At 59.8% G+C, this 24,797-nt stretch carries 19 protein-coding genes; 3 read left to right on the top strand and 16 right to left on the bottom strand.

What is annotated here, in order from left to right:
- The first annotated feature begins 1 nt into the window (after nt 1).
- Both FAY22_RS14165 and FAY22_RS14160 read left to right on the top strand, forming a co-directional pair.
- Nucleotides 2-1,918, top strand: a complete 1,917-nt coding sequence (locus tag FAY22_RS14165) for an asparagine synthetase B (RefSeq protein ID WP_246860763.1) — start codon at nt 2-4, stop codon at nt 1,916-1,918.
- Entirely contained in the window at nt 1,918-3,480 is a 1,563-nt protein-coding gene (locus FAY22_RS14160) for a lipopolysaccharide biosynthesis protein (protein ID WP_146330807.1), read from the top strand. Before FAY22_RS14165 ends, FAY22_RS14160 begins: the two co-directional genes overlap by 1 nt.
- Here FAY22_RS14160 and FAY22_RS14155 read toward each other — a convergent pair.
- The 16 genes from FAY22_RS14155 to FAY22_RS14080 all read right to left on the bottom strand — a co-directional run bounded on the left by FAY22_RS14155 (nt 3,477) and on the right by FAY22_RS14080 (nt 23,391).
- The gene (locus tag FAY22_RS14155) at nt 3,477-4,568 is read right to left on the bottom strand and encodes a glycosyltransferase (RefSeq protein ID WP_146330806.1); all 1,092 of its coding nucleotides are present in this window, start codon (nt 4,566-4,568) and stop codon (nt 3,477-3,479) included. The genes FAY22_RS14160 and FAY22_RS14155 overlap by 4 nt on opposite strands.
- Complete coding sequence (locus FAY22_RS14150; RefSeq protein WP_146330805.1) at nt 4,565-5,602, bottom strand: polysaccharide deacetylase family protein; 1,038 nt, start codon at nt 5,600-5,602, stop codon at nt 4,565-4,567. Before FAY22_RS14150 ends, FAY22_RS14155 begins: the two co-directional genes overlap by 4 nt.
- Nucleotides 5,599-6,936, bottom strand: a complete 1,338-nt coding sequence (locus FAY22_RS14145; protein WP_146330804.1) for a putative O-glycosylation ligase, exosortase A system-associated — start codon at nt 6,934-6,936, stop codon at nt 5,599-5,601. Before FAY22_RS14145 ends, FAY22_RS14150 begins: the two co-directional genes overlap by 4 nt.
- A gap of 45 nt (nt 6,937-6,981) precedes the next feature.
- Nucleotides 6,982-8,139, bottom strand: coding sequence for a glycosyltransferase family 4 protein (locus FAY22_RS14140; RefSeq protein ID WP_146330803.1), 1,158 nt, complete (start codon nt 8,137-8,139; stop codon nt 6,982-6,984).
- A complete protein-coding gene (locus FAY22_RS14135; RefSeq protein WP_146330802.1) occupies nt 8,136-9,314 on the bottom strand; it encodes a glycosyltransferase family 4 protein in 1,179 nt (392 codons plus the stop codon). The genes FAY22_RS14140 and FAY22_RS14135 overlap by 4 nt, the downstream gene beginning before the upstream one ends.
- 10 nt (nt 9,315-9,324) lie before the next feature.
- Nucleotides 9,325-11,223 carry an XrtA/PEP-CTERM system amidotransferase gene (locus tag FAY22_RS14130; protein WP_146330801.1) on the bottom strand — a complete coding sequence of 633 codons (1,899 nt, stop codon included), beginning with the start codon at nt 11,221-11,223 and terminating at the stop codon, nt 9,325-9,327.
- Nucleotides 11,224-11,234: 11 nt separating this feature from the next.
- Nucleotides 11,235-12,440, bottom strand: a complete 1,206-nt coding sequence (locus tag FAY22_RS14125) for a TIGR03088 family PEP-CTERM/XrtA system glycosyltransferase (protein WP_146330800.1) — start codon at nt 12,438-12,440, stop codon at nt 11,235-11,237.
- Entirely contained in the window at nt 12,424-13,983 is a 1,560-nt protein-coding gene (gene xrtA, locus FAY22_RS14120) for an exosortase A (protein WP_146330799.1), read from the bottom strand. The genes FAY22_RS14125 and xrtA overlap by 17 nt, the downstream gene beginning before the upstream one ends.
- Nucleotides 13,980-15,248 carry a TIGR03087 family PEP-CTERM/XrtA system glycosyltransferase gene (locus FAY22_RS14115; protein WP_146330798.1) on the bottom strand — a complete coding sequence of 423 codons (1,269 nt, stop codon included), beginning with the start codon at nt 15,246-15,248 and terminating at the stop codon, nt 13,980-13,982. The genes xrtA and FAY22_RS14115 overlap by 4 nt, the downstream gene beginning before the upstream one ends.
- 5 nt (nt 15,249-15,253) lie before the next feature.
- Nucleotides 15,254-16,327: a FemAB family XrtA/PEP-CTERM system-associated protein gene (locus FAY22_RS14110; protein WP_146330797.1), complete on the bottom strand. Its 1,074-nt coding sequence runs from the start codon at nt 16,325-16,327 to the stop codon at nt 15,254-15,256.
- A complete protein-coding gene (locus tag FAY22_RS14105) occupies nt 16,324-17,208 on the bottom strand; it encodes an XrtA system polysaccharide deacetylase (RefSeq protein ID WP_210411828.1) in 885 nt (294 codons plus the stop codon). Before FAY22_RS14105 ends, FAY22_RS14110 begins: the two co-directional genes overlap by 4 nt.
- A gap of 5 nt (nt 17,209-17,213) precedes the next feature.
- Complete coding sequence (wecB, locus tag FAY22_RS14100; protein ID WP_246860513.1) at nt 17,214-18,377, bottom strand: non-hydrolyzing UDP-N-acetylglucosamine 2-epimerase; 1,164 nt, start codon at nt 18,375-18,377, stop codon at nt 17,214-17,216.
- Nucleotides 18,374-19,369 carry an XrtA/PEP-CTERM system-associated ATPase gene (locus FAY22_RS14095; RefSeq protein WP_146330796.1) on the bottom strand — a complete coding sequence of 332 codons (996 nt, stop codon included), beginning with the start codon at nt 19,367-19,369 and terminating at the stop codon, nt 18,374-18,376. Before FAY22_RS14095 ends, wecB begins: the two co-directional genes overlap by 4 nt.
- Nucleotides 19,370-19,384: 15 nt before the next feature.
- Nucleotides 19,385-20,857, bottom strand: coding sequence for a TIGR03016 family PEP-CTERM system-associated outer membrane protein (locus tag FAY22_RS14090; RefSeq protein ID WP_168204843.1), 1,473 nt, complete (start codon nt 20,855-20,857; stop codon nt 19,385-19,387).
- An 82-nt stretch (nt 20,858-20,939) separates the two neighbouring features.
- Nucleotides 20,940-21,842, bottom strand: a complete 903-nt coding sequence (locus FAY22_RS14085; protein ID WP_146330794.1) for an XrtA-associated tyrosine autokinase — start codon at nt 21,840-21,842, stop codon at nt 20,940-20,942.
- A gap of 31 nt (nt 21,843-21,873) precedes the next feature.
- Nucleotides 21,874-23,391, bottom strand: a complete 1,518-nt coding sequence (locus FAY22_RS14080) for an XrtA system polysaccharide chain length determinant (protein WP_146330793.1) — start codon at nt 23,389-23,391, stop codon at nt 21,874-21,876.
- Between the two features lie 429 nt (nt 23,392-23,820).
- Here FAY22_RS14080 and FAY22_RS14075 point away from each other — a divergent pair, with 429 nt between their 5' ends.
- Nucleotides 23,821-24,417, top strand: coding sequence for a PEP-CTERM sorting domain-containing protein (locus FAY22_RS14075; protein ID WP_146330792.1), 597 nt, complete (start codon nt 23,821-23,823; stop codon nt 24,415-24,417).
- Nucleotides 24,418-24,797: the final 380 nt, after the last annotated feature.

Raw genomic sequence — 24,797 nt, 5'->3', positions numbered from 1 at the left:
TATGGATGGAACGGCTGGACAATTAAAGACAAGGTATACGATGTTCAATGGAGAGTTCGCGGGCAAAGGCCTGTGTGGGTGGAGCGGACGCCATGGTGCTGCCGAGCTGGCGCATGGCATGGCCGAGCCGCTCGCGCGTTTCTACGGCGTGCCGATGCAGGCGAGTATTGCTGGCGTGGCCGGCCTGGCTGTTGTCGGAGCCAATTCCGAGCAGCAGTTCTTTCATGAGCAGGGCCTGCTGGTGGCGGTGTGCGGCTTGCCGCGTTTCAAGGAGGCTCGCTGGCAGGATGAGGCCGTCCGCATCGGCATGGCTGCCGCCATCGCGCATTGCTGGCGCGAGAAAGGACGGGAACTATGCTCCGGCCTTCACGGAGAGTTTTCGCTGGCTGTGCTCGACGAGCGCACTGGCGATGCCCTGCTCGCAGTCGACCGCATGGGCACGCGCCCGCTGTATTACCAGGATACGGGCAGCCAGTTGTTGTTTGGTTCCTCCATTGAAGCGCTGATCCGCCATCCGCTGGCAAGCCGCGATATCGATTCGCAGAGTATCTATAACTACGTCTACTTTCACATGGTCCCCGGGCCGGCCACGATCTACGAGGGACAACAGCGGCTGTTGCCCGGCGAATGCCTGGTTTATCACCGTGGACGGGCCGCGGTGCACAAATACTGGAGAATGCAGTTCCAGGAAGAGCGTCATGCTTCCCCTACCGAATTGAAGGAGCAATTCCGTTCGCTGTTGCTGTCGAGCGTGCGTGAATCGCTCTTGGGAGGCAAGACAGGCGCGTTTCTCAGCGGCGGAACGGACAGCTCGACGATCGCGGCGATGCTGGGCCGCATGGGCGAGGGACCGGCGCGCACGTATTCGATCGGCTTTGAGGCGAAGGGTTACGATGAAATGGCGTATGCGCGCATCGCTGCCCGTCATTTCTCCACGTCGCATCACGAGTACTATGTGACGCCGGATGACGTGGTCGAAGCCATTCCGAAAATCGCGGCGGTATTCGATCAGCCTTTCGGCAACGCGTCGGCGGTGCCGGCTTTCTACTGCGCGCAGATGGCACGCAGGGATGGCATGGAGCGCATGTTAGGCGGCGACGGCGGTGATGAGCTGTTCGGTGGTAACGAGCGCTATGCAAAGCAGCATATATTCTCACTTTACGAGCGCATTCCGGTGCCGCTGCGGGCGGCGCTCGTGGAACCTATCGCCTTCATGCCGGGCGGGAACCATATTCCTTTGGTGCGCAAGGCGCGCAGCTATATCGAACAGGCTGTCATTCCGATGCCGGCACGTCTCGAAACCTACAACCTGCTCGAACGCTATGGTCATCGAGAAATGTTCATGGCCGACTTCTTGCAACCGATCGATCCCGCGCAACCACTCGATTGCTTGAACGAAGCGTACCGTCATTCGCATGCGAAGAGCCTCATCAACCGCATGCTTGCGCTGGACCTGAAGATCACGCTTGCCGATAACGATTTGCCCAAGGTAGTCAAGGCCTGCGAGCTTGCCGGCATGGACGTGGCGTTCCCGTTCCTGAACGACGACATGGTTGCCTTTTCCGCCCGGCTGGCTCCCGAGCTCAAGCTGAAAGGGACGAAGCTGCGCTATTTTTTCAAGGAAGCGTTGCGGGGCGTGCTGCCGGATGAAATTATCAGCAAGAAGAAGCATGGATTCGGCCTGCCATTCGGCGTCTGGCTACAGAAGCACCGGCCGTTGCACGAGCTGGCCGCGGACAGCCTGAATGATCTGGCGGCGCGACGGATCGTACAGAGAACGTTTATCGACGATCTGCTGGGCAAGCATCTGAAGGAGCATGCTGGATACCATGGCACGATGGTGTGGGTGCTGATGATGCTGGAGCAATGGCTTAAGCAGCACGGCAATGTAACGCCGCCGGCGTCCGTGTCAGCGTAATGTCCGAAATTCTGCCAAATGTTGCGCCCCCGGCGACGGCCGAGGCGGCGCCGGCTGCCGAGGTTCCCCGGGCTGCTGCGCCCGGAATTGCCGGTGGCGCGGCATGGATGGTACTGTTCAAGCTGGCGGAACGTAGCATCGGCGTTGTCAGTACGCTTATTCTGGCAAGGCTCCTTACGCCAGCCGACTTCGGGCTGGTCGCGATGGCAATGTCGGTCGTGGCACTGACGGAGCTGATGGGAGCGTTCGGTTTCGAGACATCGCTGATCCAGCGCCAGAATGCGCGGCGCGCCCACTATGACACAGCGTGGACGTTTAACGTCTTGTTCGGCACCGGAACCGCATTGCTGATTTTCGCACTCGCGAGTCCTGCTGCGCGTTTCTACGGCGATGTAAGGTTGCAGTGGATACTTCCCGCCCTGGCGATCGGTGCCTTCACACAAGGTTTCGAAAACATCGGTACCGTCGCATTCCGCAAGGAACTCAAGTTTCGAGACGAGTTCCGTTTTCTTCTTGCAAAGAAACTCGCGTCGTTTGTCGTCACCATCGGGCTGGCGTTGAGCTTTCACAGCTATTGGGCGCTGGTTGCGGGCATCGTCACCGGAAAACTGTTTGCTGTCTGGCTCAGCTATCGCATGCATCCGTTCCGCCCGCGCATGTCGTTGCAGGCGAGCGCAGAGTTGTTCCATTTTTCGAAATGGCTGTTTATCTCCAATCTGGTCCTGTTCCTGCAGAATAAGTCGGCCGATTTCATCCTTGGTCGCACCGCCGGTGCACGCGAGCTGGGTACGTACAATATCGCTATCGAACTCGCAATGCTTCCGTCGACCGAGCTGATCGCGCCGCTCAACCGCGCCGTATTTCCCGTCTATTCCCGGCTCTCCGGCGAGTTGCATGAACTGCGGCGCAAGTTCCTGGAAGTTTTCGGCATGATTGCGTTGATCGCCTTTCCAATATCGACAGGACTGGCTTGTGTTGCGTCGCCTGCCGTTCATGTCCTCTTAGGGACGCAATGGGAGGCTGCCGTTCCGTTACTTCGCATCTTTTCGATTGCAGGACTGGTCAGTGCACTTCAGTCCAATTTGCACTTGGTGATTGTGGCGATGGGCAAGCCAAAAGCGAATACCTTCGTTTCCGCGAGCACAATGCTCACTTCGCTACCGATTTTCATTGTCGCCAGTCTTCATTACGGCGCCATCGGTGCGGCCTGGGTCTTCGCAGTCTTCGCATTTGTCGGGCTGTGCACGATCCATTTCGTTTTTTTTCGCATCACTGCCGTCCGGTGGAGCGCATATCTTTCCCGTGTATGGCGGCCAGCCATGTCATCAATATGCATGGCTGGCGCAATTATTTTCATGGAGCGGTACATGGGAAGATTCGCAGGTGCGCTGGGAGAACTGGTGAAACTTGCAAGCCTCGTGACCGTTGGTGCGCTGTCCTATACGGCGACGGTCGTGGCGACATGGATGCTCGCGGGAAGACCGCAGGGGGCGGAACATACGATCATTGTTTTGCTTTTCATCCGACTGCGGCGATTCGTGTTGCGCGGCAAACAGGCTTAACCTGTACCGGTTCCGGTACTTGTTTCGAACAGGACGTTCAGTACTCCTAGCAGCCGGCTAGCCTGCTCTTCCGTTGAATAGCGCTGCAGCACGGACTCCCTGGCGCATTTTCCAATCCGTTCCCGGACAGACGGATCGCGCATCGCATGAAGGCATTCGATCCATTCGCGCTGGCTGCGGGCGAAAAAGCCATTCTCGCCATGCCTGAGAACCGGCTCGTAGGAGGGAATAGGTGTGGCAATCACCGGCAGTCCCATGCACATCTTCATCGTCAGCCGGTTCTCCGACTTGACCTTCCAGGCGGGAATGATCTCGTCGCAGGAGGAAGAGCGTGTGTCGATCGGGATAATGCCGAAGTCGGCGCTGTGCATCGCCGTGTAGACGCTGACCGGATCCCATGCCTTGCAGTGAATCCGGCGGCTGCTGAGGAAGCGCAAATAATCGATGCGCTCTGTGGTAGTGGCCATTCCCGTAAACTTCCACCGCGCTTCCCTGACGCGCTGCGGCCACCCTGGTGCATAGCGCCCGACGATAATCACTTCGAGCCAGTCCGGTGGCGTTCCGATAACCGGCAGCGTCGCCAAGTCGGCGGAGGTCACCAGCACAGCACGCAGCCTGTCGCGCCGGCTCCCGTATATTTGCCGCGCCGGCCCAGCCTGTTGTTCGGGGTGCTCGATGCCGTCGTGTACGACATGAATTTTTTTCTGTAGCGATACCGGGTAGAGGCTTTTCAGGTAATCCGTGACGACCACCGTGGCGTCCGTGCAGCGCACCATCGCGACATCGACCAAATCGCATACGCTGTACACAGTCTTGATTCCAGCCAAGGCCAGCCTGCGCGCGGCACGTTCGACGGCCGGTCCATGCGCCTTTTGAAACAGTACGACCCGGATCTCCCTGTCGACCGCTTGTTTGACCAGATCCGGCAATTCCGGCGTCTCAGTGGCGTCGGCCGGCTCAAACAGGATCTCCGGATCGTAGCCGGCAGCTTTCAGAAAAGGGAACATGTTCAGAGCCGCTATGCGCGTGCTCGGCGCCGGGTTGCGGGAATTGGACAGCAGGACGAAACCAATCCGGATGGGATTCATTGCTCGGGAATTCCTTCGAACAGCGGGTCATCGTCCCTTACTGTGGAAGCGGACGAGGCAGGGTAGGGGACTGCTTCTACCGGTGCATGCATATTGCAGAGCATCCGCAATAGGAATTTGGTGTCGTTTCTATCCCAGGGCGTGAAGCGCGGCAGCTGGAAAGTATCCGTGCCGTTACGGGCCGTACCCCAACCGGTGGATACGGCAAGCTCGAATCGCAGGTCCTTCACGATGCCGACCTGTTCGGCAAGGTAATCGCGCTGCGGCTTTCCATTGGGATAGGCGAACGACTTGACGGGCACGCGCAACAGCGCTTCCAGAAAATCCCTGCTATCGGCGATTTCCCGGCGTGCGGCGGTCCGGTCGAGAGTGGCGAGTATCGGGTGGTTGACGGTGTGGGCGCCGATTTCCATTCCTTCGCGGTCGAGCATTTTCACTTGCTGCGAGCTCATCATCAGACTGGCCGGCAATGCAATCCCCATCAGCTCGCGCATAGCCTCCACACGTTCCATCCGTTCGTCAAGGGGCAGGTATTTTAGCGCCTGCAGCAGCCTGCCAATCGACTCCGCGCGCTGGTCCCAGGACGCGGTTGGAAGTATGCCGAGCCCGAGTGCGTGCAGGTCCAGCGAATCGACCGGACAGCGGCGGACCAGTTCAATAACCGAGTCGTTCCACATTCTTCCTCCATCCAGGAAACCGGTCGCGATGAAGAACGTCGCCGGGATGCCGTGTTTTTTTAGAATAGGGAAGGCCAGCTCGGCATTGTCGGCATAACCATCGTCGAAGGTGACGCATGCTGCGCGCGGTGGCAATTGTCCGGAATGTAGCCTTCCGACCGCTTCCCGCAACGGAAGGACATTGAAAAATTCGGCGAGCAGGCGCATCTGCCGGTCGAACGTCGTCGTATCCACTTCGAGCGGAAACAGCGGGTCGGGCTCGCGCAGCACGCGGTGGTATATCAGGATGGACAATCTGGCGTCTTTCCCCGCAGGAGCGGAGCGGCCGAGCAGGGAGCGCAGAGGGCTCAATCTCATGGCAGCTGCTCCCTGTTGATAACGCGGGATGCGTAAAGCGGCGCATGTCCCAATTGTCGTTGTTCGGCAGGCAATACGGAGCGCGACGAATTTTCCCGGCGCATCTCCTTTTCAACGAATACGCGTGTCGCAACCAGAATCGCCATCAGATAATAGGGGACATCGAAGTACAGCAGGCTGAGGAATGCGCCGCCAACCCCGAAACCGATCAAGCTGACCTGCACCATTCTCGCCAGATCATGGGCCCAGGTGTATTTCTCGTTTCCGGCGGTGTTGCGGATGATCCAGCTGCCGGTGCGCCAGGTAAGCATGGCGAGCAGCAGGTACAGGCCCAGTCCGACAAATCCATGCTCGCCGAGCGCCTGGAAGTAGATGCTGTGCGCCGCATGAATATCGTCCGGATTCGGCGCATACATCATGAAAAACTGCGGCTCGTAGATTTCAAACCCACCGCCCACCAGCGGCCTGTCCTTCGCCAGATTGAATGCCATCCACCAAGCGTTGATGCGGCCGAGTGCCGACGGGTCGCTGTCATAGGTCTGTATCGTGTCCATGCGGCTGCTCCACTTATCGGGCATGAACATGATCATCAGTGGCAGCGCGAGCAGCAGAAGCAGCGCGATGCGCGTCTTGTGGCGGCTTTTCATGCCGAGGAAGGTACCCATGACTGCAATCGCCAGGAATGCGCCGCGCGAATAGGAACCGAGCGCAGCCAATGCCGACAGCGCCATGGCGACGCCCAAGCCGCGCCGCACCGCCTTTTTATCGGTAATCGTCTGCAGGTAGTGCATCAGCGGAATGGTCATGATCAGCGCGAGCGCAATCTCATTATTTCCACCGATAAAGGTATTCTCCGGTCCCCATACCATTTCGCTTCCTCCGCTGAGGATGGTAAAGATGCCCCCCTTTACACCATAGAAGCCGAGCGAAATGACCAGGATCCAGACCAGCTTCTGGATGTGCTCCCGGTCGCGGATCAGCATCATGGTGACAAAGGTCATCAGCATGATTTTCATCACCGTGCTCCAGCGCGGGTATACGTAGTCCGGCATCAGTGCGAATACCGTCGTCACGTTGATCCATACAACAAACGCAAGCAGTGAAAAAGTCACTGGCGTCATCGGCAGGCTCTTGGGGCCTTTGGTCAACAGTAGGCTGATCAGGGTCGCGACTGCAATGATCGATGCGAAGGGAAACGTCGCGGCGAAACCCCACGTCTGGGTATGCGGGTTCATCACGCTGATCCAGACCCACATCAGTATGCCGACATGCGGCCTCTTCAAAATGAAGGGAATCGATCCGAACACGATCAGTGTAATGATTATGTCTCTCATCTCTCTTCTTTCAGGCGCCGGCACATTGATTCGGAGGCCGGACGCTTATGCATGACCCAGCAGGTTCTTGAACAGCTGCGCGGTGCGCTCGGCGTTGGCATGCCAGGTCAGACGCTTTTCCGCGATGGTGCGGCGCGCGTTTTCTCCGATCGTGCGTCGCAGATTGGCATCGGCACACAGTCTGCCGATCGCCTTGCTCAGGCTGTCGCGATGGTCCGGGTCAAACAACAGGGCGTTTTTATTGTCAGTGAGGATTTCCATGATGTTGGGCTGTCGCGGCGCAACAATGGCTTTGCCTAGCGCCAGGTATTCGAACAGCTTCAATGGCGAGGCATACGGCACCACCGCCGGCTGCAGCGCGATATCGAAGGCCGCCACGTAGCGTGCAACTTCTTCCCGCGGCACGATGCCGGTGATGGTGATCCGGTCGGTGACGTTCAACCGGCTGGCTTGGCGTTCAAGGGCGGTGCGCGCCGGACCGTCGCCGACGATCAGCAGGTGACGGCGCGTGCCCGGTGGATCTTGCGCGATCATGTCGATGATCTTGTCGAGGCCGTGCCAGTCGCGGATAAAGCCGGTAAAGCCAAGCACCAGGCGGCCGCCGAGCCCGAGTGCCGATTTCGCCGAATGCGCGGCGGCGGAATCGTCAAACCGTTTCATGTTGATCCCGTTCGGTATCGCGACAATCCGACCGGGTTCGACGCCATACGACGCGACGATATCGCCAAGCACCTCTGTCACTGGAAGCACATAGTCGGCGTTGCGCCAGGTATAGGCCTGAGACCAGCGGGCAAGCCGTTTCAGCGAAATGCCGTCATAGCGCGCGCGTTCCTCGAAAATCGGTGCATTGACTTCAAGAAGCATCGGCAAGCCATATCTACGCTTGATCCATATGCCCGCTGGCAGGAAGAGGTTGTAGCGTTCATACAAGCAGTCCGGACGATGCTCTTCGACCGCCTTTCGCAGGCGCCGGTACGCGACGACGGTATAGGCCAGCTCCATCAATTCATAGATGAATTTGGGTAGATGACGCTTAAGGCGGCCGACCATTCCTGCATCGGCGCCGAAAGATTCCTTTTCGGCGCTGGGCGGCGCAGCAATGATGACTTCATGGCCCTGATCGCGCAGCGCATCGATCATTTCTTCAATGTGAACGTACTGGCCATCCTTCGACCGGGTACGGTGGTGGTAAAGGATTTTCATCGGGTCGGGTGACTAAGTATCTCGCTGAACAAACGTAATTGCCCGTTGGTGGTCTCGTCCCAGCTGAAGCGCTCGGCGTATCGGCGCGTCGCATCGCGGTCCGGGTAGCGCGTACGCAGCGCATGCACCGCGTCGACGATGCCTTGCGCGTTGCGCTGCGACATCAGCACGCCTGCGTCAGGCGAGCTCACCACCTCCGGCGTTCCCCAGACATTGCTGGCGATGACGGGAGTGCCGCATGCCATCGATTCGAGCAGGACGTTGGCCCAGCCTTCCCGGCTGGAGGCGAGAACCAGCGCGTCCGCGGCGCCGTAATAGCGCTTAAGATCGGCGTGTGGTATAGCGGACAGGAAGCGCACGCGGTCGAGCACCCCCAGACGTCGAGCGAGAGACTCCAGACTGTCTCGGTCCGGGCCGGTCCCGGCGATCAGCAGTCGTACGTCCGGCATCGAGCGAAGTGCCTCGATGACCAACGCATGGCCCTTGTGAGTGATTAGTTGTCCAACGGAAAGTAGCGTGAATCCCTGCAGTCCAAGTTCGGCTCGGGCGCGCTGGCGGTCCGTCGGACGAAACAGCTTGAGGTCGACGCCGTTGCGCAATGGCGTGATGTGGCTGCCATCGAGGTTTAGATCGAGCATCGCTTCCTTCAATGCCTGGCACACAGTAATGATGCCGGCAGCTCGCTTTGCCGCCCAGCGGATCATTGCCCTTTGCACTCTGAATTGCGGCAATACGCTGATATCCGACCCGCGTGCGGTGATCACGACCGGCTTGTTGAAATAGCAGCCAAGTATTGCCGCCGCCACGCCGTCAGGGTAGAAGTAATGCGCGTCGATCAGATCGAACTCGTGGCCTTCCTTGCGAATGCGCTGGATCTCGGGGATGGCCGCGGCTGCCAGCAGAAACGGCTGCATTGTCATGCCGACCTTGGGAATTTGCACAAAACGCGGATGGGAAGCAGGAATGCCATGGCGCACCTCGACGCGCGGCACGCGGGCGAAGACAGCATATCGGCCGAAGCGTGGATGCCGTGTCGGGAACCACGGCACCGGCGCGACCACGCGCGCCGCGACCTGCCCGGACGCCGTCAGGTGGCGCAGCCGGTTCTCGACGAAGACGCCGTGGTTCGGCTGCGCCGCATTCGGATAAAGCGTGGTGAATGTGAGAATCTTCATCGCGCTCCACTCAGGCCGACGCGCCGTGGGTGCGCAAAAACGATTCGAACAGCAGCAGGGACCATAGTGGCGCGCTGTAGTCGCGCCGCCCGGACTGGTGGTGACTGCACATCTCCTCGATAAACGCCATGTCGAAGAAGCCGGTGTCCCGCAAGGCCGGTCCTTGCAGACGTGCTTGCAGCTGCGTGCGGAGGGAACCGCGGAACCAGGAGGCGATCGGTACCGCGAATCCCATCTTGTCGCGATAAAGGATGTCGTGCGGAAGATCGGCTTGCAGCGACTTCTTGAAAATGTATTTGCCTTCGCTTCCCTTCAGCTTGAGCGAGGATGGCAAGCCCGAGATCCATTCCACCAAGTGGTGATCCAGCAGCGGGACGCGCACCTCCAATCCATGCGCCATGCTGGCACGGTCGACCTTGGTCAGGATATCGCCGACCAGGTAGGTTTTCATGTCCAGGTATTGCACCAGCGAAAGCGGATCGTCGGTCGGTGCGCGCCGGGCATGCCTGCGCAGGACCTCGGAGGCCTGATAATCCTGCAGCTCGCTTCGGAAAGCAGGCGCGAAGAGGCTGCGGCGCATCTTGTCGCTCAATAGGGAAACGCTGTGAAAATAGCCTTCCACCGAATCGCGCGCCAGCGACTCGAACGTCGATTTCGCGCGCAGCACGCGCGGCGCCCAGTCCGCCTTCGGATACAGGTTGCCGAGCAGCCCGAAGACGGGCTTGCGTGCGGCTAGCGGCAGGCGCGAGCGCAGACGCTCCTCAACCATGTGCCAGCGGTAGCGCCGATAGCCGGCGAGATTCTCGTCTCCGCCGTCTCCCGACAGCACCACGGTGACCCGCTTGCGCGCCAGTTCGCAGACGCGGTATGTGGGCATAGCCGAACTGTCGGCGAACGGCTCGTCATACAGCGATGCGAGCTTGTCGATCAAACCGAAGTCATCCTGCGCGACCTGATCGACGTGGTGCCGCGTCTGATACAGGGCGGCTACCTGTTGCGCGTAGCGCGACTCGTCGTACGCGGCGTCACCAAAGGAAATCGAGCAGGTGTTGACCGGCTCGTCGGTCAGCTTTGCCATCGCACTGACCACTGCGCTGGAATCGACTCCTCCGGACAGAAACGCACCGAGCGGGACTTCGGCGACGAGATGGCTGCCGACGGCTTCCTTGACGCGCGCATGCAGCTGTGCGGCCGCCTCGTTCTCATCGAATGCGTCGTGGGCGCGGAACGGCACATCCCAGTATTCGCGCGGCAGAGGCACCGGCTCGCCGCGCCTGATCGTGAGCGTATGGCCCGGCGGCAGTTTCATGGCCTGGCGATAGATCGTCTTTGGTTCGGGGATGTACCCGTATGCAAAATATTCCTCCACCGCCTGCGGAGCGATTTCACGCCGCAGACGTGGATGAGCAAGCAATGCTTTCAGCTCGGAGCCGAAAATCAACATGCCGTCGTCCAGACAGGCATAGTAGAGCGGTTTGATTCCAAGCCGGTCTCGGGCGAGGAACAGTGTCGAGCGATTGCGGTCCCATAGTCCGAAGGAAAACATGCCGCGCAGGCGCTCGACGCAACGTTCGCCCCATTGCTCCCACGCATGTACGATCACCTCGGTATCGGAGTGGGTTCGAAACTGGTGGCCGAGCTGTGCCAGCTCTGCCATCAATTCCCGGAAATTGTAGATCTCGCCATTGAAAACGATGACGACGCTGTGATCCTCGTTGAACAGCGGCTGCTGGCCGGTCGACAGGTCGATGATCGACAACCGGCGATGGCCAAGGCCGACACCCGGCTCGCGATGCGTGCCGCCTTCGTCGGGGCCGCGATGGAACTGGCTCTCGTTCATCCGGTGCAACAGCCCGGCATCGATTTCCCGATTTCCCCGGAAGTCAAAAATCCCGACAATCCCGCACATGTGATTTCCTTTCAATACCGGCCAAACCGTGGTGCGCGGTTCAGCAAGCGGTCGTAAACGTCCATATAAGCCTGGGTCATCGAGTCCATGCTGAAGCGCATCTCGATCTTGTGGCGTGCCGCAGTGCCGTGACGCCTGCGCAGCGCGTCGTCATTGCAGTACTGGTAAATGGCCGCGGCCAGCGCCGCAGGATCGCCCGGTGGAACCAGCCGGCCGGTGGCGCCGTCTTCCACCAGCTCGACATTGCCGCCAACGCGGGTGGCGATGACGGGCAGGCCGCTCGCCATCGCTTCCAGGATCGTGTTGGAGATCCCTTCAGCCAGCGATGGCAGCGCGAACACGTCCATCGCCTGCATCAGCGTGGCGATGTCGTCGCGCTCCCCGGGCAGCCATGCGAGCGCTTCGGCACCTGCTGCGCGCAGCATTTCGTGGCAGTGCGTCCGCGCTTCGCCGTCGCCGGCGATAAGCAGGCGCAGGCGGTTGCGGCTTTCCGGGTGGCGCTCCAGCAGGAGCAGGAAGGCGCGCACCAGGCTGGGAAAATCCTTGACCGCGGCCATGCGGCCGACGCTGCCGACGACAATGCAGTCGGCGTGCATGAAGCCGGGCGGACCGATACTGACGCGGGTGTTGCGCGGATAAAAGCGCGCGCTGTCGACGCCGTTGTAGATTTGCGCGATCTTGTGCGGTGGCGCGCCGATGGCTTCCGCCAGCCATCCTTCGAGATCCTTGCTGACCGTCGTGAAGTGGCCGACGAAGGGGCGCAATGCCTTGCGCAGCAGACGATATTTCGTATTCCTGCCATCCAGGTCTACCATGTCCCTGCCGTGCTCGCCGTGGGCGCGCGCCCGTATGCCGGCAAGAGCCGCGACGAACTGGCCTTCCAGCGCGGACAGGTTGCGAGTGTGGACGATGTCCGGCCGGAGGCGGCGCAGCGCCCTGAACAGGCGTAGGTAAAGCCCGATATCGTGTCCCTCTTTTTTGTTGAGCGCCACGATTTCCACATCCTTGCGCTGCAGCCGGTTGTGAAAGCCGGAAAAACCCTTGAGGCAGATGATGGCATGGCGATAACGCCCGGCCGGCATGTGGTTGATCAGGTTCACCAGTCCGTTTTCGAGGCCGCCGATGCTGAACTGGTGAATGATGTGCGCAACCAGCGGGGCCGGCTCCGCGCTTCGCGTGTCCGCGCGGGGTGGCGAGAGGTCAATCGCGCTGCGCATGGCTGCCTCCTTGCTGGATGAATGGGATGAGCTGTTCGAGCAGTAAGGTGAGCGGCAGGCTTGCCTCGTCTTCGTCGTCGTGGAATTCCGCCGCAAGCACGATCTGCGCGCCTGCTGTGCTGCGTCCGAGCAGCCTGTTCCACGCAAGCTTCGCCTTGATGACATAGGGACTGACGGTGTGTGTGCCACCCATCAGGTACCAGCGCCAGACCAGAATCCGGGCGCCGTGACCGTAGATAACTGCCTGTCTGATGGAAAATGGGCCGTCCTTCAGTGGCAGGGTACGCGAGATTTCCGGCGCACCGGCGCGGAATGGATCATTCTCAGTCACCAAGGCGTTACCGTAGCCGACCAGGCCGGAGCCCGGCGCTTGCGTCGCGTAATAGGCCAGGTGCAGACCGACCGCTCGCTCCGCATTGCGGTAGACGTACTGCTGAATGGCCGGGTTGCCGGCGTAATGCGGCGCCCATCCTGGGTGGCTATCGTCGCGCCGCCACGACCCGGCGTGTTGCGGCAGTGCGATATTCCGCAGGTCTGCGGTTTCGGCACGATGCAAGACGATTTGTGCCCACACTGGCCCAATCAGGGCGACAGCGAGTGCTGCTATCGCGGCGCCTGCGACCGGCAGGGAGAATGCCGGGGCGGCAGCATGCGAGCGCGCAAGGTGCATGTCTTCGCGCTCGTCGTGGTCCTCGCGCCAGATTGCGCCGATCCAGAACAACAGCAGCATGACTACGCCGAAGAATATCCAGCCGTAGATAAGATGGTCCACGCCGACGGCCAACCGCATGTCGCTCAGATGTCCGATCATTACGATCAAGAAGGCCCGGGCACTGTTGGCAGCGATCGGTACCAGGATCGATAGCGCAAAGAAGGTCAGCCGGCGCCAAGGGCTGCGGTAAGTCAGATATGCATACAGGCTTCCTAGGGTCATCGAAGCGATCAGGTAGCGGATGCCGCTGCAGGCCTCGACGACGGACCAGTGTCCGCTCGGAATGGCGAAAGTGCTTCCTTCGCGGAATACCGGAATGCCGGACAGTTGCAGCGCCCAAACGGTAGCATCCGCCGTCAGGTCGATAAGGGCAGGGATGAAGATGTCGCCGAAGGGCACGGAGAACAAGAGAAAGCCCAGCGGAAAGGCGAGCGCGGCGGTAATCCGGTTGCCCATGACGGTCCATAGCACTGTCGGCACCATCGCGACCACTGCATACTGGCGCGCCACATGTACATCGGCGAGTGTTGCCAGGAGCCAGAAAACGCCCAGCGCGGCGAGCGGCAGCAGGCCTAGCAGGTTGGGCTGCGGGCGAAGAGCCGCAAGTTCGGCGCGGCGTTGCCAGATCAGATAGGCGCTGATGGGAGCGATAAGGAAACCGTGCAGGAAAGTGTCTGAACTGGTCCAAACAGCGACCATGGACGCTAGCGTCCCCGAGTAGACGACGGCGATTGCGCCAATGGCGGCGATGGCGAGCCACCATGCTCCCGGAAGACGTTTGCCGGTGATACCGGTTTTCTGTCCGACGCCCTGATCGAGAACCGCGCTCATGGCAGGCCTCGCCCTGTTGAGCCGGCCATGCGGCGTGCGGAGCCGAAATCTAGCGGCTGCTGGTCGGCCGTAGCCGGATCGAGCAAGGCATCGAGCTGCTGCATGCCGCTTTGCCAGCTATAGTGGCGCATCACGCGTTCGCGCGCCGCTGCTCCGACATAAGAAAGCGCGCCGGAGCGCAGGTGCGACACGATCAAATCGACGAAGCCGCGCTCATCGCGCGCCACCAGTAGCTCGCGGCCGGCGATCGCATGGATGCCTTCCGCGGCCTCGGGCGATGCAATAACCGTCTTTGCCATCGACATCGCTTCCAGTATCTTGTTCTGGATACCGCGTGCAATACGCAGCGGCGCGACCGACAACGCCGCGTGCGCGAGAAACGGCCGGACATCCGGCACAGATCCTGTCACCGTGACGCCTTCCATCGTGCCCAGCGCACGTACTGCGGGCGTGGGTCGGGCGCCGACGATATAGAAGACGGCGCTTGGCTGCCGAGCACGCACCACGGGAAAGATCTTGTGCGCGAACCACTCGACGGCTTCGGCGTTGGCCCAGTAATCCATGGCGCCGGTGAATACCAGCGGTCGTACGCCGGACGGAAAGGGGTTGGCGTACTCCGCCTGCGGCGTGAAGTAGTCGGCATCTACGCCGTTGTTGAAAAAGCGGATCTTGCCGGCGGCTTCCGGCGCCAGGCGCTTGAAGAGCCGCGCCTCGGCGCCGGAAACGAAGGTGGCATGGTCGAACTCGGAGGCGATCCGGCGTTCGTAGTCCAGCAGGAGACGCGCTTCCCGATGGTAGATTTGATTGAGCGGCCAGCGTTTTGCATTGCCGTATTGGCGCCATTTTTCCGAATCGACATCGACGAAATCGATTACCCGGCGCGCGATTTTTCGCCCGTGCAGATATTGCGCCATGGCCGAAGAAAACACGAATGCATGCTTGATGCGTCGCGATGCCAGCAAAATATCGACCCAGGATTGCAATCTCGCGCTGTGGTAGTAAGGAAGCGTCAGAGGCATGCCGCTTGCCAGCCCTCGCAGGCTTGCCAGTTTGCCCGCCAGCGGGTGCAGGTTCACGATGCAGGTCTCGGCACATAGTGATTTCACCGTTTCGACATGCTGCCAATCGGCAGGGTCGTCGATGAAGGTGCCGAGGAAAATCCGGTAGCGTCTGCTCAGGTGCTTGAGCAGGTGATACGACCGTATCTTGTCCCCCTTGTTGGGCGGATACGGAATGCGGTGTACCAGGTATAGCAGGTCTTCCATCGCCGTCATCCCAGGTTGCGCACGATGAAGGGGCCGACAAAATTGGCCACCGGAAGGGGCAACCGCCGCCAGGCCTCGATGAAGTAGCGGTATTTCGGATTGAGCGGGTTGTTGTCTGGTACCGATGTGGCACGGTGCAGCTGGTACTCGTAATGCAACGGCTGTGGCACGAAACCCCAGTTCTTCTTGAAGTCGAATGCCCCGGTGCCGGCCTTGCTGCGGCCGAAGTCGAACACCCGGCAGCCGCGTGCACTGGCGCGTCGCATCAGCTCCCAGTACATGAAATCGTTGCCGGCCAGCGCACGCGCCTCGTTGGTTCCCCCGCCGTAATATGGCAGCACCTCGTCGCGGAAGTAGAAGCTCATCAGCCCGGCAATCACGCGCCCCTGGTGGAGTACGCTCATCAGCTCGCAATCGTCGCCGAAGACCTGCTTCAGCAGGCGGAAGTATTTTCTGGAAAAGACCGGAGTTCCGAGGCGATGCACGCTTGCGGCATAGGCGGAGTAGAAGCTGTCGATATCGTCGTCGATGCGGCTCTGCAGGCCGGCCTTGATGCCCTTGCGTACCATTGCGCGCTGTTTCTTCGGAATCGCGAGCATGTTCTGCTCTTCATCGGGCAGGATCGGCTTGCGGAAGGTCGCATACAGATGCTTGGCAGGCCAATCAGGGTGTTGCGGCGCCATGAGGCGGTATTCCAGGTGATCGACCCCGAGGTTTCTTGCGAGCGCTTGCGCGGCACTGTCAAGCGCCTGGTAGGCCGCTTCCGACTCCGTTGCGATGCCGCCATAGACGCAGAAAGGCAGCGAGCCAAGAGAATGCCCGAACAACCGGCTGCGGATTTCCGCCAGTGGCAGCACGCCAACGATTTTGCCGCCGCATTCGGCATAGTAGAACCAGGTGCGGTGCCCGAACGCCTGTTCGATGACGGTTTTCCAACCCGAGCGATGGAAAAACGTCGCCTGCGGACATGAGGTGACGAATGCATCCCAGCGGCTGGCATCCTTGGGCGTCAGCAGGTGCACGACTGGCGCCGGCGCGCGTGAAGCCCCGTGTTGAAATGCTTCGCTAATGGATGTCATGCCTGCTCCAGAAAAATACGGTCGATGCGATCCCAGTGGAAGTCCTGCGCCAGCGTCACGATACGGGCCTTCATCCTGCGCAGGTTCACGTAGTGCCGAAAGCGGGTCTTCATATCCGGACTGCCGGGACGAGGCTGGTCCGGATCGATTTCCCATGGGTGGAAGTAAAAGATGCCGGGTCGGCCATCCTGTTCGTTGACGCGGCGGATCATCCAGCGCGACAGCCGGTAGGGGAGCAGGCGGAAATAGCCGCCGCCGCCTGCCGGCAGATTCCGGTCAAGCAGTCGCACGGTGGTGATCGGCAGTTCGAGCAGCCGTTTGCCGCCGTCCGCGTGGAACGGGAAGCGGGGCGCGTCGTGCATCCCGTAGTGATCATGCTTGATCGGATACACACTGGAACTGTAGCGGTAACCTGCGCGCTGCAGCAGCTCCCAGGCCCAAGGGGTCTGCGCGCCGATCGAAAAGCTCGGCGCCCGATATCCTGCGACCGGTTGCCCGGTGATCTGCTCCAGCAGGTCGCGGGCGCGGCAAACGTCATCCATGAATTCTGCCGACGATTGATCTGACACGCGCTGGTGCGCGTAGCCATGGCTGGCGACCTCATGTCCGGCCGCGGCAATCCGGCGTACCAATGCCGGATAACGCTCAGCAATCCAGCCGAGCGTGAAGAAGGTCGCCTTCACGTTCATGTCGTTGAACGCCTGGAGTATCCAGTCGACATTGGCCTCGACACGGCATGTCATCGCCGGCCAGGACTGACGGGAGACATAGGGCGCAAAGGCGGAGACTTGGAAGTAATCCTCCACATCCACGCTCATCGCGTTACGGATAGCGACGTCGCCGGAATGCGGCGGCCTGTGTGCGAAAACGGCTGGTTCCATGCTGTTCACGCCTTGTATCCGTTTTCCGCCCAGTCGCGCACGACATGGGCAATCCTTACCGCGGCGGCGCCATCCCAATACTGCGGTATCCGCCCCGTCTTTCCGCCGTACGAAAGAATGGCGTCGACTGCCCTCAGGATGTCGATACGGTCGGTTCCCGCGAGCACGTTGGTGCCTTCTTCCACGGTGATCGGGCGTTCCGTACTGTCGCGCAGCGTCACGCAGGGTATGCCCAGCGCAGTGGTTTCTTCCTGAATGCCGCCAGAATCGGTCAGCACCATGCGCGCATCCTTCATCAAGCCGAGCATCTCCAGGTAGCCTAGCGGCGGTAGCAGGACGATGCGGGCGCGCTTCAACAGCGGCATCAGTTCAAACTTCTCGATCATTGCGCGCGTGCGCGGATGCAGCGTAAACAGGATCGGAATCCTTTCGCTGGCTTCGTTCAGCGTTTCGAGCAGTCTGCGCAGCGCCGCCGGATCATCCACGTTGGATGGGCGGTGCAGGGTCAGTACGGCGTAGTTGTTTTCAGCTACGTCGCAGCGCGCCCTTTCTTCCGGCGCCACGGTCTGTCGAAACGGCACGGCACGCCCCAGATTCTGGCGCAAGGTGTCGATCATGACGTTGCCTACGAAATGGATCGCCTGCTCGGGAATGCCTTCCTTGAGAAGATTGTCTCGCGCGCCGCGTTCGCTGGTAAACAGCAGGTCGGATATGCGGTCGGTCAGGATGCGATTGATTTCTTCCGGCATCGCGCGGTCGAAGCTGCGCAACCCTGCCTCCACATGGATGACGGGAAGTCCGCGCTTGGCAGCCACCAGTGCGCAGGCAAGCGTCGAATTTACGTCGCCGACCACCAGCGCCGCGCGCGCTCCGGACGCGTCGAGCGCCGGCTCGAAGCGCCGCATGACTTCCGCCGTCTGCTGCGCGTGGGAGCCGGAGCCGACTTCGAGATTGATCGAAGGCGCCGGAATACCCAATGCATCGAAATATTGGTGGTTCATCACCGCATCGTAGTGCTGGCCAGTATGCAGCAAGCTCACGCGCATGCGAGGAGCATGTTCGGCAAGCGCGGCCATGATCGGCGCGATCTTCATGAAGTTCGGGCGCGCACCAACCACGCACAACAGGTCGCAGCTTCCAGGCGTAATCTCGTTCACTGTATTCATCATGGGTTTTTGGAGGAAACGCTCTTGAGAGGAGCCGAAATCATTTTGCGCAGCGCATCGACCAGAGTCGTCACCGATGATTCCATGCGCGATACGCGACGTTCGATTGCGTCGATGTCGGAAGACGCTGGCGTCAACTCGGCGATCGTATGGTCGGTTCCCACCTCAGTCGACGGCGGTGCTGCGAATTCCTCATCGATATCTGCCATCACCTTGTCGACTTCCCGGGTGCCGAATGCATGCAGTTCTTCCAGATATCCCATTAGAAACATCCGGTCGCAGAAGGTGTTGATCTTGCGCGGGATGCCTTGCGTGTAACCATAAATGGCATCGAATGCGTCATCGCTGATGCAGGGATCGCCCTGCCATCCCGCAGTGGAGAGGCGATGTTCAATGTAGGCGCGCGAATCATCCTCGTCCAACGGGCCGAGATGGTAGGTGGCGATCACGCGCTGCCGCAGCTGCTTCATGCCTTCGCTCATCAGGATTGCACGGAATTCCGGCTGGCCGAGCAGGAAAGTCTGGAGCAGAGGCTGATCGTAAGACTGCATGTTCGACAGCATGCGCAACTCCTCCAGCGCATGGTGCGAAAGATTTTGTGCTTCATCGACGATCAGCAGGATGCGCTTGCCTTGCTTCGCGCAATCGCGGGCGAACATTTCGAGCCGTAACAGCAGTGCTGCCTTGCTGACGTTTTCGAAAGGAAGATCGAGCGATGCGGCCGCCATGCGCAGGATGTCGGCCGCATCGAGTGCGGTGTTGACGATCTGCGCAACTACAATTTTTTCCGACTGGAGCCTGCGGCACAGGTTACGTACCAGCGTGGTTTTTCCGGCACCTACTTCGCCGGTGATGACAATGAATCCGTCTTCCTGCGACAGTCCATATTCGAGATAGGCCATCGCGCGGCTATGGCCCTTGCTGCCGAAGTAGAAGTTCGGATCCGGATTGAGCTGGAAGGGTTTTGCAGTCAGGCCATAGTAGGTGTTGTACATGAGTCTCCCGCGGGCTTAAAGCTGCATCAGAATAAGAAGGGCAACGGCGTTCTCCGTATAGGCGGCGTCCTGTTGCGTCGACGACCTCTGCTGTCGGCGCAGCTCGAACGTTGCGCTCGATTTCCGGCCGAACTGCTTGGCGAGGGCGGTGCGAAAGGCACGGAAATGATCGATGCGTTCGTTGCCGAATGCGCGCGCACGCGTGTAGCTGGCGCCGAAGGCAAGGTCGGAGCGCGGCGTGACGTGCCAGATCCAGTTCGCGCTGGCGCCCGTCTGCAAGCTGTCGTCGTCGATTCCGGGCTGCGAGGTCGGCGGCACCGCTCCCGCCACCGGCGCGACGCTGAGCGGTTCGCGGCGCAGACCATGGATGGCGAACACGGCGGTATTCCTGGAACCGTCTAGCGCAAGCGAGATGCGCAGGGACTTTTGCAGGAATATGCGGTTTGACAGGTTGTAGATGTTTCCGGAAAGCGTAGTGGGCAGGCCGGCGTTGTGGATGAACGTGTCTACGATCTTTTTGCGCGCAGCCTCATCGGGAATGCTGGTGTTCCAGAGCCGGTCGAGGAAGGCGGCCGTGTCCAGCGTGGACTGTGTTGATAACGCTGATTGCGAGGTAACTTCTTCGTCGTAACCGAGGTCCCACGCAGACTTTCCGTCGTGATGGCCGGCGGAAGCGGCGAAAGTCTTGCCGAAATAGCGGTGTCCGGCGCTGGCCGAAACCGATGTCGACTGCGACGGGAGCCAGGATAATCCGGCTGACCATAGCTTGCCGCTTGGTTTCTCGCCGATATAGAGGTAGTTGTTGTCTTCGTATCCCGCCGTCGTCTTGAGGAAAATGCGGGGCGTGATTTCATATTGCAGCCTTGCGGTATAACGCGATAACTCGGTTTCCGGTGCCAGCCGGTAGTCGATGCGTTGCCGGTCGAACTCGAAGCCCCAGCCCCAGGTGCGCAGGCGGTTCCCGCTGCCAATGTCGAACAGGGTGCGTCGCACATCTGAATCGAGCAGGTTGGGGTCGTCGGCTTTCTTTTTTTCCGCGGTATACCGAAGTTCAGCTGCTGCGAATCTACCAATGTCATGGCGCAGGTAGGGACTGATCCCATAGGTCTGCACCTCTGTGCGATTCCCGGTCAAATTCACATAGTCGATCGATTGTGGCCCGAATGCGGAAATTCGCTGCTGGGATATATTGGCAATTGCATCGACGAACAGCAGGTCCTTGACGAACTCGCCAGATGCATTGGCGTTGACATTGTGCTGGACTTCGGACGACGTTCCACCCCCGTGATAATCGAGGTAGCGTAACGCGTAGTCGGCGTTGAATTTGAAGCGCACGCCGCTGGCGGAAAGCGCGATGCGCGGTGCCAGTTCGGTCACCCATTCGCTTCTGGCCGTTGCGTCAGGTGCCAGCGCAATATTGGAACTGTAGGTCTCGCGCAAGCCGACGCTCGGCGCGACGCTCCATTCTGCCGCATGGACGGATTGCATGGAAAGCAGGGCGACGGCCGACGCCGCCGGCAACAGTCGCCGGCAGGGAATGCCGAAAGGCTCCTTCCTGCGGGGCGCGGCGTCAGTAATATCCATATGCGGTTTCGGTCGAAAACCGGCGAGCCTTGTTATACAGCAAACTGACGTTCGGGCATCCGTCAAGATGGCGCAATGCTTCCTGGAGCTGGCTCTGCGTCGTACGCTCCGCCTCGACGACGACGACGATTTGTCCCATGTGCATTGCCAGTACCTGTGCTTCGGTTGTTGCCAGCAAAGGGGGGGAATCGAAAATCACAATCCGGTCTGGATAACGTCTGGCGAGCTCCGCAACCATCGTCGCCATGTCCTGGCTGGCAAGCAATTCGGTGGTATAGCGATGGCCCTTGCCTGCTGTGATAAGACTGAGCGAGGGGACGTTGGTATGAACGAGCACGTCCGCGATATCCTTTCGATCGCCGCACAGGATATCCATCATGCCTATCTCGGCGCTGATGCCCAGTGCTTTCGGAATCGACGGGCGGGCGACATCGGCATCCACCAGAAGCACGGTGTAATCCTTTTCTGTCGCAATGCTCATTGCGAGATTGATCGCGCAGAAAGTCTTGCCTTCGCCGGGCAGACTGCTCGTGACCATGATCAGGTTGGCCGGGTTGCGTGGGTTGCCAGCGCCCCCTCTGGACGGAGCGGCCGCGGTGCGCAGCAGAGGCCGCTTGATGACGCGAAATTCCTCGGCGACTGCACTGCGTTCGCCGTTGGAAACGACCATCCCCATTTGCTGTAGGCGTTCGAGGTCGATTTCCACATGATGCTTAGGGGGAGTGGGAGCGACGCTGGTCTGGCCTGCAGGCTGGGCATTCGCGTTTGCCAGATTCGGCAGTCGTGCCGGTGTCTGCTTGGCGGGCTCGCCAGCGCGCGCATCAGTACGCACGGATGGAGATTGCTTGACCTGCTCAAGCCGGCGCGCGGCATTTTCGATAATGCTCATCGGTTTCCCTTGTCTGAGTCAATTTGCGGTTCTAGGCTGCTTTGAACGCGGCCGCTGCATAGGACAATAAGAGTCCGAGGAAGAGTAGCCCCAGGAGATAGGCGGCGCGTGTTTCGCGCGCTCGCTGGGCCGGCGTCCAGTTCATGGAGACCGCGCCGAGCAGTGGAAGGTCGGTCGTCTGACGCAGCGTGGCTAAGCTCATGAATGCGGGACGCATCTGGCTCATGATCAGGCTGCCGCCGATGCCGGCCATCAGCGAGGCCGCCAGCAGCAGCGACAACAGGCGCAAGCGGTTCGGGCCGGTCGGCTTTTGCGGAACGATTGGTGGATCGATGATGCGGAACTTGATCATTCCGGTCGATGTCAATTCTTCCGACAGTTTTGCGGCTTCCCGGCGCCCGATCAGTTTTTCGTAGTTGTCCTTGTTGACTTGATAGTCGCGGTTGAGCTGCGCGAGTTGCGCCTCCACTTCCGGTACCGCGTTGACCATGGCCTTGAGCTTGGCGTACCTAGCCGAATACTCGTCGACGCGCGCCGTCAATGCCGCCACGCTGGCCTCCGCCTCGGCAAGCGATGCAGCGAGTTGCTGTAGCATCGGACTGTAGTTGGGACGCGCCGACGGTTTTTCCTTGCGCTGTCCGGCTTCCTGCGCCTTGCGTTCCTCCAGCTGGGCGATCAGCCGCTTGATGGAGATGATGTCTGGGTGCCGGTCGGTGAACTGCATCTGGAGGGAATCGAGGTTCTTGTACAGACCCTGCAGCCGGGTATCGATTTCGGACTGCGTCGAAGTTGTCGCATTCTGATCTACCAGCAGGACCGGTTCCTCGCCGGCCATCTGCTTTCTTAATGCATTGCGGGTTTGCTCCGCCTCGCGCAACTCCAGCCTTGCCTGCTGCAACGCGTCCGCGAGCTGATCCAGCTTCGTGGTATAGGTGACGCCTTCGCCGGGAAGAATTCCCGCATTCCGGATCTTGAACTCCTTGAGAGCGTTTTCGGCGGCCGCTAGCTTCGTCTCGTAGGACTTGATCTGTTCGTCGATGAATGCCACCGCCTTTTGCGAATCCTGCTTCTTGTCTCCGAAACTTCCTTCGACGAAGATGGTGAGCAGCGATTGCACGACATCCTTCGCCAGCCGCGGATTTCGATGGCTGTAGGTGATCGTATATATATCTTCGCGGCTGGTGCCGCCCAGTTTGATGTCGTTCATCAGGTCGAGCACCATTTGCTCGTATTCCTTGCTGTTCTTTGCCTTGATATCTAGGTCGGCCATTCTGATGAGACGCTCGATGTTCGGCCTGCTCAGCAGCGTCCGGTTCATGATCGAAACCTGCTGTTCGATGTTGGGGATGCTCGTCATGCTGGACATCAGCGGCTTGAGGACGCTCTGGGTGTCGACGAACACGCGTGCAGATGCCTGATAGGTATCGGGAAGCAGGAAAATGATCAGCGCGCCTAGCGTAAACACCAGCCACCACAGTGCCGCCGTCAACCAACGGTACTTCCATACTCCCTTAAGTGCGCTTAGCACCTGATTACTAAGTTCTTCCATTTGCCAGACCCTTGGGCTTGTTCAAAGCGGCACATCGCGGCTGGTCATGATGGCAGCGCCATGCGTGCGCTAATTCTGGCAGGAAGGAATGTTGTCGAGATGACATACGTCAACAAGCCAGTCGGGGTCGCGGCGCGTGCGCGCTTCCAATTTAATAAATTGGAGGCCAAATTAATTGGCCCCTCTTTAGACATCTGTATTTATTAGATGCCGAATAGACGATACGGTAGAGCGAGGCTGGGGAGCTAACAGCGACCGTCATGGCTGTCGACCAAATTGACAGCACGGCGGGCGCTAGGCCGGCATTTTTGAAAATTCTTTTTCAAATCAGAGATTTAGGGAGATGGCCTAAATCGTGCATAGCTATGCGTACAAGCCAAACAGCGGGGGCTTGTCGACACCTAGAATTCACACTGAAAGGGAATAACAATGCGTAAAAATAGCTTCATTGCAGCCGCCGTGTTCGCGACAGCGACGTTGGGGCTGAGTAGTGTGGCGCATGCCGCTTTGGTGAGCTGTCCGGCCGACTTCGTTACTAACCCGACGGCGAAGGTCGAAGATTCGACCGGAACCAATACTGCCGTCAGCGCCTGCCAGTACATTTCACCGCCAGATAACAATAACGTCGCCAACATTTCCAACATCAATACAGCCGGCTTCTTCGGTTTCTCCGACTGGACGGCCAACGATGGCAACGTGCAGGTTGGGCCGGGCGGTTCCACGGGTACATGGTCGATCAGCAACGCCAATTTTGCCAATTACGACTACATCATCGTCTTCAAGGATGGCGCCGATACCAACCTGACGGCCTTCCTCTTCAATGAAGCCTATTCCTCCGGCGTCTGGAGCACTCCGTTTACGGAACCGCCTTTCAATCTGAGCGGCGGCAGCACTTCGCATAACGTTTCGCACTACACGATTGCGCAGCGTCCGACGACGAGCGTCCCAGAACCGGTGTCGCTGGCCCTCCTGGGGATCGGCCTGACCGGCATCGGCGCCATCCGCCGTCGCCGTACCGCAAAATGAACTGACTGCGTGGAAGCGCAGGGCCGCCGGAAGGCGGCCCTTTTTTATTTGAACGCGACCGCAACTAGCGCGCGTCTGGGCGCGCCGTGCTTTTTGGGTTGCAGCACGCTTCGGCTCGTCATCGCATTTCATGAATTTCGTGCGCTCTAGCACGGATCTCTGCGAGAGAAGGTCTGCTTCGCATTCATCGCCGACGTGAAAACGTCAATCCATCCGACACTCGCTTCTTGTGATTTCATTGATCGCCAGTGGAAGGGCGATTTTTGGAATAAGTTCGGGTAGTCGGAGCGCCCGTCTTTGCCATTGAATAGGCGAACGAGGATCGATCCTATGACTGCATTGCCTTGCTGGTATTTTGGGTAAGTGAAGCCAGGTACGAA

The sequence above is a fragment of the Noviherbaspirillum sp. UKPF54 genome (assembly GCF_007874125.1).
Taxonomy (GTDB): domain Bacteria; phylum Pseudomonadota; class Gammaproteobacteria; order Burkholderiales; family Burkholderiaceae_D; genus Noviherbaspirillum.
Note: the sequence above shows the minus strand (reverse complement) of the source record. Positions and strands in the feature narration are given on the sequence as shown.